This is a genomic window from Nitrospira japonica (genome assembly GCF_900169565.1).
GTDB classification, from domain to species: domain Bacteria; phylum Nitrospirota; class Nitrospiria; order Nitrospirales; family Nitrospiraceae; genus Nitrospira_C; species Nitrospira_C japonica_A.
Genome location: NZ_LT828648.1, coordinates 844657 through 856701, shown reverse-complemented (window position 1 = coordinate 856701; position 12045 = coordinate 844657). Strand labels below are relative to the sequence as shown.

Annotated in this window: 15 protein-coding genes; 5 read left to right on the top strand and 10 right to left on the bottom strand. The window is 61.8% G+C overall.

What is annotated here, in order from left to right; translation table 11 throughout:
* Positions 1–30: 30 nt before the first annotated feature.
* The 7 genes from rfaE2 to NSJP_RS04175 all read right to left on the bottom strand — a co-directional run bounded on the left by rfaE2 (position 31) and on the right by NSJP_RS04175 (position 5629).
* Positions 31–507, bottom strand: a complete 477-nt coding sequence (rfaE2, locus tag NSJP_RS04210; protein WP_080888502.1) for a D-glycero-beta-D-manno-heptose 1-phosphate adenylyltransferase — start codon at positions 505–507, stop codon at positions 31–33.
* 44 nt (positions 508–551) lie between these two features.
* Complete coding sequence (gene dinB / locus NSJP_RS04205) at positions 552–1709, bottom strand: DNA polymerase IV (RefSeq protein WP_172834150.1); 1158 nt, start codon at positions 1707–1709, stop codon at positions 552–554.
* Between the two features lie 17 nt (positions 1710–1726).
* Entirely contained in the window at positions 1727–2356 is a 630-nt protein-coding gene (locus NSJP_RS04200) for a SprT-like domain-containing protein (RefSeq protein ID WP_080885681.1), read from the bottom strand.
* A 6-nt stretch (positions 2357–2362) separates the two neighbouring features.
* Positions 2363–3355: a hypothetical protein gene (locus tag NSJP_RS04195; RefSeq protein WP_080885680.1), complete on the bottom strand. Its 993-nt coding sequence runs from the start codon at positions 3353–3355 to the stop codon at positions 2363–2365.
* A complete protein-coding gene (locus tag NSJP_RS04190) occupies positions 3339–3917 on the bottom strand; it encodes a D-sedoheptulose-7-phosphate isomerase (protein WP_080885679.1) in 579 nt (192 codons plus the stop codon). The genes NSJP_RS04195 and NSJP_RS04190 overlap by 17 nt, the downstream gene beginning before the upstream one ends.
* Before the next feature lie 297 nt (positions 3918–4214).
* Positions 4215–5156, bottom strand: coding sequence for an SPFH domain-containing protein (locus NSJP_RS04180; RefSeq protein ID WP_080885677.1), 942 nt, complete (start codon positions 5154–5156; stop codon positions 4215–4217).
* A 38-nt stretch (positions 5157–5194) separates the two neighbouring features.
* Positions 5195–5629, bottom strand: coding sequence for an NfeD family protein (locus tag NSJP_RS04175; protein ID WP_080885676.1), 435 nt, complete (start codon positions 5627–5629; stop codon positions 5195–5197).
* A 126-nt stretch (positions 5630–5755) separates the two neighbouring features.
* On the opposite strand from NSJP_RS04175, the gene NSJP_RS04170 reads away from it, so the two are divergent.
* The 4 genes from NSJP_RS04170 to NSJP_RS04150 all read left to right on the top strand — a co-directional run bounded on the left by NSJP_RS04170 (position 5756) and on the right by NSJP_RS04150 (position 8830).
* A complete protein-coding gene (locus NSJP_RS04170; protein WP_172834149.1) occupies positions 5756–7039 on the top strand; it encodes a TIGR02710 family CRISPR-associated CARF protein in 1284 nt (427 codons plus the stop codon).
* Positions 7040–7126: 87 nt separating this feature from the next.
* Complete coding sequence (locus NSJP_RS04165) at positions 7127–7444, top strand: four helix bundle protein (protein ID WP_172834148.1); 318 nt, start codon at positions 7127–7129, stop codon at positions 7442–7444.
* An 80-nt stretch (positions 7445–7524) separates the two neighbouring features.
* Positions 7525–7926: an acyl-CoA thioesterase gene (locus NSJP_RS04160; RefSeq protein ID WP_080885673.1), complete on the top strand. Its 402-nt coding sequence runs from the start codon at positions 7525–7527 to the stop codon at positions 7924–7926.
* A 673-nt stretch (positions 7927–8599) separates the two neighbouring features.
* Positions 8600–8830, top strand: coding sequence for a hypothetical protein (locus NSJP_RS04150; RefSeq protein WP_080885671.1), 231 nt, complete (start codon positions 8600–8602; stop codon positions 8828–8830).
* 302 nt (positions 8831–9132) lie between these two features.
* On the opposite strand, the gene hemL is transcribed toward NSJP_RS04150, so the two are convergent.
* Positions 9133–10416, bottom strand: coding sequence for a glutamate-1-semialdehyde 2,1-aminomutase (gene hemL / locus NSJP_RS04145; RefSeq protein ID WP_080885670.1), 1284 nt, complete (start codon positions 10414–10416; stop codon positions 9133–9135).
* Positions 10417–10678: 262 nt separating this feature from the next.
* On the opposite strand from hemL, the gene NSJP_RS19140 reads away from it, so the two are divergent.
* A complete protein-coding gene (locus NSJP_RS19140) occupies positions 10679–10897 on the top strand; it encodes a hypothetical protein (RefSeq protein ID WP_155969862.1) in 219 nt (72 codons plus the stop codon).
* Between the two features lie 84 nt (positions 10898–10981).
* Here the strand turns inward: NSJP_RS19140 and NSJP_RS04140 are convergent, their stop codons facing one another.
* Positions 10982–11521, bottom strand: a complete 540-nt coding sequence (locus tag NSJP_RS04140) for a barstar family protein (protein ID WP_080885669.1) — start codon at positions 11519–11521, stop codon at positions 10982–10984.
* Positions 11522–11527: 6 nt separating this feature from the next.
* Entirely contained in the window at positions 11528–11986 is a 459-nt protein-coding gene (locus tag NSJP_RS04135; protein ID WP_080885668.1) for a ribonuclease domain-containing protein, read from the bottom strand.
* Positions 11987–12045 lie beyond the last annotated feature (59 nt).

Below are 12045 nucleotides of genomic sequence, written 5' to 3'. Positions count from 1 at the left end.
CATGAGGTTGGCAGTGTCGCGTCGAAGCGGTTAGATGGAACGAATCCGTTGAATGATCGATGTCGTCGAGGCGCCGGGGACGAGCGGGATGGTTTTCACCACTCCTCCGCGCCGCTCCACGACGTCGCGGCCGACGATGCGGTCGAGCGGCCAGTCTCCGCCTTTGACCAGGACGTCCGGCTGGACCGCCGTGATCAGATTCAGCGGATCCGGTTCGCTGAACACGACCACATAGTCGACCGATTCGAGCGCGGCCAGGACTTCGGCCCGGTGCGCGTCCTGGACCACGGGACGACCGGGCGCCTTGTTCAACGCGCGCACCGAGTCGTCGCTGTTGACGCCGACGACCAGCAGGTCTCCGAGTTGTTTGGCCTCCGCGAGATAGCGGGTATGACCGACGTGCATGAGGTCGAAGCAGCCGTTCGTGAACACGACCCGTTTGTTCGAGGCGCGGGCGCGCTGCAGGACGGGAACGAGTTCGCCCATGGTCAACACTTTTGTAGACATGCCGCTCATCATACCGACTCCGCCTCCCGGATGGAACCGGGTGGTTATTCGTCGTCCGTCCGGGAGACGCCGCCGAGTCCCATCACGCCCGACCCGTGCCGGGCGATAATGGCGTCCATCGCCTCAATGGCTTTGCTGCGTCGCCCGTCGAAGAGTCCGGAGGGGGCGGGAGTCAGCGAGGTCACGGCCAATCCGGCCAGTCGATACAGGGCTCCGGGCTTCATGAGGTCCTGCAGCGTCATTCTCACGGTGGGCCACATGTCGGGGTCGTAATTGAGCGGCCGGGAAAATCGGCGCTGCTTCGTCGTCACGGCGAATCGCGCGTCCTTGAGCTTGACGGTCACCGAACCCGCCGCCAGGGACTCTTGCCGCAGTTCTCGAGCAAGCGCGGTCAGGAAACCCCGCAACACCCGTTCGAGAGAGGCCGGGTCCCCGGTGTCGCGCTCGAATGTGGTTTCATGGCTCATGCTTTTGGATTCGCGGTCCGGCACCACCGGGTCGTGATCGATGCCTTGCGCGAGTTCCCGCACCCAATGGAGCCGCTGGCCGAAGAGCGGGCGCAGCGACGTCTCCCAGCGCGGATCGAGCAGGTCGGCGATCGTCCGCAGGCCGATGGTGTGCAGCCGCTCGCCGGTCTTGGGGCCGATGCCCGGCAGTGCCCGAAGCGGCCGATCGGCCAGGAACGCCGCTTCCGATCCCGGGGGGATGATCAGCAGACCGTCGGGCTTGGCCGCGTCCGCCGCGATCTTGGCCGTCACCTTGCCCGTGGACGCTCCGACCGTGCAGCAGAGACCGGTTTCGTCGAATATGGCCTGCTTGATTGTGCGGCCCAATGACGCGGGGTCGGGATACACACGGTGAAGGTCGGTCGTGTCGACGTAAAACTCGTCGATGCTGCTCCACTCCACGGTGGGAAAGAGGCGGGCGGTCACGCCTTGCATCCGCTCGTGCATCTGGCGGTAGAGCGGCCGATCGGGCTGCAGTAGCACGAGCTCGGGACAGAGGCGGATCGCCGTGGCCGTCGGCATGGCGGAGCGGACGCCGAATGCCCGCGCGGCATAACTCGCGGCGGCGATGATGCCCCGGGGCGCCTGTCCGCCGACGGCCACGGGTTTGCCGGCCAGCTCGGGGGCTTTGACGATCGCGGCGGAGGCGAACATGGCATCCACGTCACCGAAGAAAATCTGACGCGGCCATCCCATGTGACATTCCGCTCCCGCTAGAAGGGCAAGGAGAGTTGGGCGCGATCCGGGGACGGGCGGGGAACCGGAGACTCGATGCGGCGCACGGCGCCCAGTTCCTGCAGTGCGCCGCGGCAACTGCCGCAATGATGCCGGCGCGGTTGAATCGTCCGCCGTTGGCGGCGGTAGATGCGTCCGCATTGACGGCACCGCCACGCGAAGCGCGCCAGAGCGAGGACCTCCTGTTGCAGTGAATGGTACAGACTGACGGCGAGGGATCCGTCGCGGTTCACCTCGCTCATCTTCCGCAGAAAGTCCGGTCCGTGACTGGGGCGCCGCTTGAGAATGTCGTATTGCCACTGATGGATCATTTCATGGGCCACCGTGCTCAGCAATTCAGTGAAACCGTGCGGCGACCCGGCCAGCAGCGGCGTCAGGAGCGGCAGGGACAGCCGGATTTCCCTTCGCGGCGGCTTGGCGGACGCGGTCTCGCTCCAAGACGATCGGGGGCCCCCTCGACTGACGAACATGCCGATCGAAGAGGTGAGCCGCCTGCTCCAGACCAGGTCGATGGGAGGCAGGGCTCCGTCGAAATATCGTACGTTGAGGTCGAACCAGATCGCGGTCAGTTCGTCCGTCGTCAGAGGCGGTGTCGGTGAAGACGCCATGGCGAATTACCCCAGTTCTTCGTAAATGGCCGCCGCGAGCAGCGGCACCATGATTTCATGATGACCGATCAGCGCATAACCCCGGCCGCCCTTCTGCGTCGGCCGGCGCACGACGTTGGTCAACGGGCGATAGTGGGACAGGAAGTCCATATTGACGGTGGTGATCTGCGTCAAAGGGTGGCCGAGATTCCGGGCCAGAGACACGGTCTTGAGGAACACTTCCGGCAGGACCACGGCCGAGCCCATATTGAGATACACGCCGCCTTCCATTCTCGAAACCACGGCCGTCAGACGTCGGAAATCGAATAGGGACGTGGCGCCGATCGCCGCGCCGTCGGCGGACGGATGCATGTGAATGATGTCGGTACCGATGGCCACGTGCACCGTGACCGGGATGCCGAGCCTCACGCCGGCCGCCAGGATGCTCGTCCGGTGGTTGCGAAAGAGGCCGGGAGAATCATTGATATAGCGTCCCACGGCTTCGCCGAGCCCGCGCTCCTCGTTCGCGCCCCGGATGATCGCGTCATTGATCATGCGCCCGGTTTCTTCGGCCATGCCGAAGCGTCCCTGGTCGATCTCGGCATCGACTTCTTCCGACGTGTGACCCATGAGGGCCAGCTCAAAGTCATGAATGATGCCGGCGCCGTTCATGGCGATGGCCGACACGATGCCGCGGTTCATGAGGTCCACGAAGATGGGGGTCAATCCCACCTTGACGACGTGGGCGCCGATGCCGACGATCACGGGCCTGCGCTTGCGATGGGCCGCGGCGATCGAGGCGGCGACGGCCCGGAGCGTCTTCGCGCCCAGAATATCCGGCAGAGACCGGTAGAACCGGGCGAAGCTGCCTCCGCGGCGCCACGGCTCGGCGAAATCGGATACCCGTACCTTGCTGTGGCGCTTCTTGAGGGGATACGTCTTCAGGTCCGAAACATTGATCGGCGGGATCAGCGCCCGAGCCGTTCGAAGCGGAACCTTCCGGTCAGGAGGCTTTGCCAAGGAGATGGTCCTCGATCAATTCACATATCACATGGCCCATCGTGATATGGCATTCCTGGATGCGGGCCGTCACGGTCGACGGAACGATGAAGGGAAATTCCACGAGGCCGGCCAGCTTGCCGCCGCTGCCACCGGTCCAGGCGACGGTGATGAGCCCGCACGCCTTGGCGGCTTCCGCTCCCTTCAGGACGTTGGGAGAATTGCCGCTGGTGCTGATGGCGATCGCGATGTCGCCCGCTCGGCCGTGGGCACGAACCTGACGCGCGAAGAGCTCGTCGTATCCGTAGTCGTTGGCGATACAGGTAATGGCCGCGATGTCGGTCGCCAGCGCGATGGCCGGCAGCGGTGCACGGTCTCGCCTATAGCGGCCCACGAATTCGGCCGCGATGTGCGCCGCATCGGTCGCGCTGCCTCCGTTGCCGAAGAGCAGGACCTTGTGGCCCTTCGCGAGGGCCGCCGCCGTCAATTCCGCAACGCGCACGATCCGGTCGGCCTGTTCGCGTACGAATTGCTGTTTGACGGCCGTGCTTTCCGCGAACGCGTTGAGCACCACGTCTTTCATCGCGCGCGATTCTAGGGGCCGGGCGACCATCCTGTCAAACGAGCAAGATGTTGAACATGTCACTGTGGCACCCACCCGCCCTGCGCGCCGGGACGCGCCGATCATCAAGCGGCGTTCTCGCCTCGCTCAGAAGCTCAACGTACCGACAGAATACGCCCGGCCTCTTCGCGTGCTGCGGCCTTGGCCGGAAAAAGGCATGGGCCGCCGGTGCCGAGGGTGGGCGGACGCGAACGGTCAACACGTCGACTATCCCGGTGAATATTTCATGGCCCGGTGAAGTCACCGGCCTCGAACACGTCAGCTTGATTTGGAGGGGGATGTCTGGCCTGTCTGACGGACGGCGCTCATCGCCAGGGCGATCATGGAGCCGACGTCGGACACGCTGGCCGGGAGCACGAGCGTCGTGCCGGCTTTCGCCAATTCGCCGAACTTGGCGATGTATTGTTCGGCCACCCGCAGTTGCACGGCTTCCTGTCCTCCGGGAACCCGAATGGTGTCGGCGACCTTGTGCAGTCCCTCCGCGGTCGCCTGCGCGATGGCCAAAATGGCGGACGCTGCGCCTTCCGCTTCGTTGATCTGCTGCTGCTTTCTGGCTTCCGAAGCCTTGATGACTTGCTGCTTTTCCCCCTCGGCCTGGTTGATGGCGGCGTCGCGCTCTCCCTCGGAAGTCAGAATGAGCGCGCGTTTTTCCCGCTCGGCGCGCATCTGCTTTTCCATCGCGTTGAGCACGTCCTTGGGAGGGGTGATGTTCTTGATCTCGTAGCGCAGCACCTTCACGCCCCAGGGCTCCGACGCCTTGTCCAGTTCGTTGACGACTTGGATGTTGATGTTCGTCCGTTCTTCAAACGTGCGGTCGAGCTCGATCTTTCCGATTTCGCTGCGGAGCGTCGTCTGGGCCAGCTGCGAGAGCGCAAAGTGATAATCACTGATGCCGTAGGACGCCCGTTCCGGGTTCAAGACTTTGAGATAGAGCACGCCGTCCACGGAGACTTGCACGTTGTCCCTGGTGATACAGACTTGCTCGGGAATGTCGATGGCGACCTCCTTGAGCGAATGCCGGTATCGAATGGTGTCGATGAACGGGAGCAGGATGTGGAATCCGGCGTTGAGCGTGGCGGAATATTTACCCAGCCGCTCTACCACGTAGGCGCTTTGTTGGGGCACGACCACCGCCGTCTTGGCGATCACATAGAGGACGAGCAGCGCCAGTATGAGCACGACCAGAGTTCCCGATGCCATGCGACCTCCTCATCATCCTCGGACAATGAACGGAACGGCTATTCGTTGGTGATCCAGAGCGTCAATCCTTCGATACGGGCCACCTTGCCCCGTTGACCCTTCTTGAGGGGCTCGGCGCCGACATTCTTGGCGGTCCACGTCGTTCCGCGCAGTTCCGCCTTTCCGATTTCGCCAGCCGCCAATGGCTCGAGCGGAATGGCGGTTTCTCCGACGATCGAATCGATGTCCGGCTGAGCGTGCCCGTGTGGGCTCAATTTCGCCAGGAGCGGACCCCGGAAGATCAAAAGGGAACCGACCGCCACGACGGAAAACAGCAGCCATTGGAGCCAGTCGGTCTGGACGACCTCGGTTCCGGCCAGGGTACCGACGATCAACGCGGCAAGACCGAAAAAAAGAATATAAAACCCGCCCGGCGTCGCCATTTCGGCTCCGAGCAGCGCCAAGCCCAACACCATCCAATACCACCAGACCATCGGGAAGCCTTCCGAGAGGGACGCGGTGCGGAGAGGAGCGATTCTGCGCGTCGCCGCGAAGTCTAAGCGTGTTTCGAGATGTCGTCAAGCGGAAGCACCACGCGACTTGCGTCAATTGATCACTGCATGGCCCGATGCTATAGTCCGCGCGCGATGGCACAGGAGCAGCCGGTTCAAGCATTGGTCGTGGCGCTGACGGAGGAGGTCGCGGGCGCGGTCTATTCACTCAACCGTTTGCGACCGGACGCCGCCTGCTTTGTCCTTCCCGAATCTGCGAAGCCGCTGGTCGAACACGATCTGCAGCCAAAATTGTCTCAGGTCCCCCGGCGCTGGGACTGGATCGTCGTACCCGATGTCGAGAGTTTCCCGTCCTGCTACGTGACGATCGCCCGTTCCCTCCCGGCGCTGCTCGAAACCTGGGGAATCGAATCGGGGTCGCTCGTGCTGGACTTGTCGGGCGCCACGGCGGCGATGGCGGCGGGGTTGACGCTGGCGGCTTTGCCTCATGCGTCCCGCGTGGTGTCCATCATCGGCGCGCAAGAGGGGCGGGAGGGAGAGACCGTCACGCTGGATGGGATGGAGAAGCAATGGGTTCAGGCCAATCCTTGGGACGAGGCCGCCAGAGGCATGCGACGGGAAGGCTGCAGCCTGTTCAATCGCGGCGCCTTGGCGGCGGCTGCCGCAGTCTTTCGCCAGATCGAGCATCGCGTGAGCGGAGGACTGAAACCGCTGTATCGCGCGCTCGCCGACTTGGCTGACGGTTACGACCTGTGGGAGCGCCTTCAACATCGTCACGCGTGGGAAAAGTTGAAGACGTCGATCAAGGCGCTGGAGATGGCGACCCTGTTCGGAGGGCCGGCGGAGGTGAAGAGCTGCCTGCCCGCGATCAAAGCCAATTCGGGGTTCCTCGAGAAGCTCGTCCTCGACCCTTCGGAAGTGAAAGAATCCGTGGCCGTCGATTTGCTCGCCCATGCCGGACGCCGCCTGCGCGTGACGAACGATGCGGAGGGAGCCATGCGATCGCTGCTCAGGGCGCTGGAAGCCCTGGCGCAGCGCCGTCTGTTTACGGCGCACGGAATCAAGACTTGGGACGTGCGGCCGGAGCAATTGCCGCAAGCCCTTCAAGAAAACTGTCGTGTGTGCCACCTGGACGACATCGACGGCAAGTACCGGTTGCCGCTGCAGGCACAGTTTCGTGCGCTGGCCGGTCTGGGGGATCAGTTGGGGCAATCCTTTCTGCGGGAGTGGCCGACCATGAAACCTCTGCTCGATGCGGCCAACCGCGGGATCCTGGGACACGGGTTCGAACCGGTGAAGGCTGAGCGGGTGCAGCAGTTGTATGACGTCGTCGTCCGTCTCGCCGGGTCAAACGAGAGTACGTTGCCAAGGTTTCCGACATTGAATCTTTAAGAGCATATGGCTCATGGCGTATAGCGTATGGCAGAGGAGACAGAAGGGCGAAGATGGCCTTTCGGTTTGAGACTTTGGAGATGGCAAATGGCGAAGGAATACGCGACGACGGTTTATGCCGCGACCGCGAAGTTTCCAAGGCATGAAGATTATGGATTGAAGTCACAAATGAATCGTGCAGCCAATTCAATCGGACTTAACATCGCAGAAGGCTCTGCCCAAAAATCCAATAAGGTATTCGACTATCATTTGGAAATAGCATTAGGCTCGACATACGAGGTTGTGGCGGGGGCATTTCTTGCCAAAGATCGTGTTTACATTACAGAGCCTGAGCACAATAAAATCTGTACGAGTATAGCCAGCGGCTTGCCAAGAGTATCAATGCATTCAGAAATACTCTGTTGAATACCTAAAGTTTTTACACATTTCTATCCTTTAGTCTTGTCCGTGCCATAAGCCATTTGCTATAGGCCATTACTCTATCGATGGACATCCGCATTTATTACGAAGACACGGATTGCGGAGGCGTCGTCTATTACGCGAACTATCTCAAGTATTTCGAGCGGGCCAGGACGGCACACCTCGAAGAGCGCGGATGTTCGGTCAAGCAGTTGATGGACGAGGGAACGGTGTTTGTCGTGGTGCACGCAGAGCTGACCTATCGATCTCCGGCCCGTTATGGGGATACACTGACGATTGACACATCGGTGACGGACTTGAGCAGCGCCTCGTTGACGTTCTCGCACGTCGTCAAGGACAAACAGAGCGGACGCCTGGTAGTGGAAGGCTCGGCGCGTCTTGCGGCGACGGACGGCGGGGGGAAGGTGCGGCGCCTCGACAAGGCAATAGCCGATGCACTGCGACCGGCCGAAAAGGAGAAACATTGATGGACAAAATCGGAACCTGGCTGGCCATCACAGGTGTGGCCATCGGCTTTGTCGTGCTGGGCTGGTTGCTGTTCTCGGATAATTCCTCGAACAAGAAGAAATAAGTGCAAGCCGCTTGCCTGTTCCCGATACGGTTATGGCGCGACCTCCCCGGGGGAGGGTTCGGACCGGTCTTGGGCCGATTGCTGGATTGGGGGATGTCTCGGCAGCCCGGACTTGAGGCTTCGGTTCCTGGATCGATGCAGTCCGTCAGGTTGTGCTTTTCGCCGAAAATGGGGATCCCGATCGTGCCGCTGACGCTTGAGATTCGATCCCGGTCGTCCATCGAGCGGCCGGCAGAGATCGCACGAGCCGAGGTCTTCGGGGGATCCGGCGCCGGCTTGCGGAGACAAGGGCGTTGTCGGCAACGAGGACGCGGAGAAAGTGGACGATTGCCCGTGACTTTCCGGCAATGGCAGCAAAAGAATCATGGTGAGAAGACCGGAAAGCGTACGGAAGGTTGTCGTGCCCGCGGTCATCGTCCTGGAAGGTGAACGCAGAGATCGTGCCAGGACTCCAGCGCCGGTTGACAACCGAGAAAACCGCGTGCTGGAATGGCGGCGGTCAGAGAACAACAAGCTCGATTGTAGAAGTTCTTACTGTACGCTCCCAGAATTATCCCGGAGGTTGAGTCATGGAAATGTTCGGTCGGGTCGGACTCGTCGAGATTCCCATTCTGATCGCCCCCGATCAGAAGGTGTGGATGGATAAGATGATCAAGGAGGGCAAGATTGCGATCCCTCCGGGCGGGACGTTGGAAAAGGGTTCCTTATACTCGATGTTCATCCGCATGTTGCTGCACAACGCCATGGAAGAGCAGAAACGTCAGGAAGCGATGGATGCGGACGACGAGGACGACGAATAGAGCAGAATGTTGAAAGCGGCTGCCAGCTTCGTTCTCGTTTCGTTCAAGGCTTCGACGTACGATTGGGACCATCGCCTGTTCCCACAGGCGGGTGAGAAATATCTACGATTCGCCTAAGACACTGGGCGCTCACCGTCTCGCGCCCGTCCGCAGACATGACACTCGTTATTCCTCGCGTCGCGGACCTCACTGCGGTCTTGCTGACAGCCCCTTTGAACATTCTGCAGGCTGTATCGGAAGCGATGCGATCGGATGTGAGGAAGATACAGCCGAGGGTGTCGGCTTCTGCCATAGGCTATCAGCTATAAGCTCTTAAAGGCCGCGGATGCGGCGCGGAGCGTCTTGTCGATCTCCGCCGAGGAATGGGCGGTGGAAAGAAACACGGCTTCGAATTGTGACGGCGCGAGGTAGATGCCCTGGTCGAGCATCTTGTGGAAGAACCGACCGTAGCGCTGCGTGTCTGATTGTTTCACTGTCGTCCAATCGCGCACGGGACTCGCGGTGAAGAACGACGTCAACATGGAACCCACCCGTGTCTGCGTGAGCGGGATGCCCGCTTTCTTGGCCGCAGCGCCCATCCCTTTGGCAAAGGCCGCCGCCCGCGCTTCGAGCCCCGTATAGACGCCGCGACCCTTGAGCTTGGTGAGCGTGGCGATCCCCGCCGTGACCGCCAGTGGATTTCCTGACAGCGTTCCCGCCTGATACACCGGCCCCGAGGGCGCGATGAGATCCATGATCTCCCTTCTGCCTCCGTAGGCCCCGACCGGCAGGCCCCCGCCGATGATTTTGCCCAACACGGTCAAATCGGGAGTCACGCCGTACAGACTCTGAGCGCCGCCGTAAGCCACCCGGAACCCCGTGATCACCTCGTCGAAAATCAGGAGGATATCGTGTTCGAGGGTCAGCTTTCGTAAGTCGGACAGGAAATCCGGAGCCGGAGGTACCACGCCCATGTTGCCGGCGATCGGCTCCAGAATGATGCAGGCAAGGCGGCCGCGATGGTTGTCGACCAGGCGACGGACCGCGCCGATGTCATTATACGGGGCGGTGAGGGTGTGCTTGGCAAAGTCTTCCGGGACGCCGGGCGAATCCGGGATGCCTAACGTGGCGAGACCGGACCCGGCCTTGGCGAGCAAATAGTCGCTGTGGCCGTGATAGCAGCCTTCAAATTTCAAAATCGTGTCGCGCTTGGTGAATCCGCGGGCGACACGAATCGCGCTCATCACCGCTTCGGTGCCGGAACTGACCAGACGGATCTTCTCCATGGAGGGAAATGCCTCCCGGATCATCTCCGCCAGTGAGACTTCCAGCTCGGTCGGTGCGCCGAAACTCGTGCCGCGCCCGGCCGCCTTTCGGACCGCGGCGATCACGGACGGAGCTGCGTGTCCCAGAATCATCGGCCCCCAGGACAACACGTAGTCGATGTAGGTGTTGCCATCCACGTCGTAGAGGCGCGAGCCCTTCGCCCGGCTGATGAAACGGGGCTGGCCTCCGACTGAACGGAAGGCTCGGACCGGGCTGTTGACGCCGCCCGGAATGAGTTGCTGACCCCGTTCGAAAAGTTTGGCTGAACGAGTGGTCTTCATGGCGGGGGCGCAACCTATCATGGTCGGTGAGAACCGGTCAAGGAAGCGGGCGACCTTTGGATCTTTGGCTCGAATGTGGTCGGAGTGTCGAAAAATTGACGACAGAGATCCACAGTCGATTCTTTTTTGATCCAGTCCGCTTTCGCCCGCCGCAACACGCGTGTTTGCGATTTATTTAGGAAATACCTCACTCGTCGGGCACACTGAGCGTCGGTCTGAATCTTGCGTCACCCGCTGGCTGGATTCGGAGAAGGCATTGTCCATGAAGGTCGTGTGTTCCTGGTGCCGATACGAAGGGAAGAACGACGTAGTGGGGGAGAAGCCTCCCCTCGACGACGTGCGGGAAACACACGGGATTTGCCTGACACATCGTGATGAAGTCCAGGCCCGCTGGCGGGCGTCCCGAGCGTATGCGCGTGACACGGGAACCGACGGGCTCTCGCCGGCCCCCTTCCGCTGGAAGTGGCGGTCACCGTCCTGAACGTCCGCCCCATCGACTCCGCCATTGTGCCCCAGCCGTTTCACACCAATCGTGCCCTGGGTGCCTCCGATCGGCGTATCGGACTCACTTTACGGATGGAGGCTGTTTTCGCGATACCTTGGCTCGGTGTCCCACTTCGGCATCCAAACCGACTTCCGGAATCGACCAATGTGCCCGTGCGGCCCTCTGCTGGTGGGACACGGTCAGGATGACATGAAAAGGTCTGGAGCCGGAACCGGCCTGACCTGCCGCCCACGCCTCACCGGCATCGCTCAGCACTTCGAGAAACGTGCTGTAGTCGTCTTCCTCTTTTATCAGCACCTGTTCCGCTTCCGTGACGGCCAACACATACCCTTTGGCGGGTAGCCATTCCAGATCCGCGAGGCATTCTTCGAGGGCATCCCAGTTGTGCCCGAAATAGTCGGGCAACTTGAGCGCGCGGGCGAACTCCTGGAACAAGGCGGCGGCGGTGCGGCACTTGGCTCCGCGAACCACGCGCAGGACGAATCCGTCCGGGACATGGAAGACCTTCTCGATGTGCGCCCCCGCGTCGAGCGTGAGCAATAGGACCCAGGGTGCCTTGATCGACTGGATGATGGAAGCGAGGGACGTCCGGTGCGGCATGGTGTCTCACTTGAATGGAGCGAACGTTCGATAATGGTCGGCCGTGTAATAGGCCCGATCGGTCTGTTGTTCGATGACGATCCGTTCCGCGTCGCGCGGCCGGCCCCGAATCTTCGGATTGACGTCATACTCCCGGTACAGCCCGCGAGGGAGCCGGCGTTCTCGATTGTGAAAGGTACGTCCGCCCGCGTAGCCGGGGGGCGGCATGCCCTGGCGCTCCCGGATCGTCCGAAGCAGATCTTTCGCCTTTTGGGGAATCTCGGTTTTCTGACGGAGCGGGGAGGCCGCCTCGGTCCTGCCGGGAGGCGGACCATCATGATTCGGGAGGCCGTGAAGCTCTGGAGTCGCGATCCCCGGCGGCTCGGCCTGCGGACCGACCGGCTGGCTGGTCGCGATCGTCGCGCTGAGCAGCAGCGCAAACCCGATCACCCCAGACCAGATGCCTCGTGGGAATGGACGCATCATCGCCGGATGCCTCGCGAGTGGCCAGACGCTACCACGCCCTCAGAATCGAGGTCAACGAA

Coding starts and splice junctions, on each gene's coding strand:
- rfaE2 (WP_080888502.1), bottom strand. CDS start 507: ATGTCTACAAAAGTGTTGACCATGGGCGAACTCGTTCCCGTCCTGCAG.
- dinB (WP_172834150.1), bottom strand. CDS start 1,709: ATGGGATGGCCGCGTCAGATTTTCTTCGGTGACGTGGATGCCATGTTC.
- NSJP_RS04200 (WP_080885681.1), bottom strand. CDS start 2,356: ATGGCGTCTTCACCGACACCGCCTCTGACGACGGACGAACTGACCGCG.
- NSJP_RS04190 (WP_080885679.1), bottom strand. CDS start 3,917: ATGAAAGACGTGGTGCTCAACGCGTTCGCGGAAAGCACGGCCGTCAAA.
- NSJP_RS04180 (WP_080885677.1), bottom strand. CDS start 5,156: ATGGCATCGGGAACTCTGGTCGTGCTCATACTGGCGCTGCTCGTCCTC.
- NSJP_RS04175 (WP_080885676.1), bottom strand. CDS start 5,629: ATGGTCTGGTGGTATTGGATGGTGTTGGGCTTGGCGCTGCTCGGAGCC.
- NSJP_RS04170 (WP_172834149.1), top strand. CDS start 5,756: ATGGCCCGATGCTATAGTCCGCGCGCGATGGCACAGGAGCAGCCGGTT.
- NSJP_RS04165 (WP_172834148.1), top strand. CDS start 7,127: ATGGCGAAGGAATACGCGACGACGGTTTATGCCGCGACCGCGAAGTTT.
- NSJP_RS04160 (WP_080885673.1), top strand. CDS start 7,525: ATGGACATCCGCATTTATTACGAAGACACGGATTGCGGAGGCGTCGTC.
- NSJP_RS04150 (WP_080885671.1), top strand. CDS start 8,600: ATGGAAATGTTCGGTCGGGTCGGACTCGTCGAGATTCCCATTCTGATC.
- hemL (WP_080885670.1), bottom strand. CDS start 10,416: ATGAAGACCACTCGTTCAGCCAAACTTTTCGAACGGGGTCAGCAACTC.
- NSJP_RS19140 (WP_155969862.1), top strand. CDS start 10,679: ATGAAGGTCGTGTGTTCCTGGTGCCGATACGAAGGGAAGAACGACGTA.
- NSJP_RS04140 (WP_080885669.1), bottom strand. CDS start 11,521: ATGCCGCACCGGACGTCCCTCGCTTCCATCATCCAGTCGATCAAGGCA.
- NSJP_RS04135 (WP_080885668.1), bottom strand. CDS start 11,986: ATGATGCGTCCATTCCCACGAGGCATCTGGTCTGGGGTGATCGGGTTT.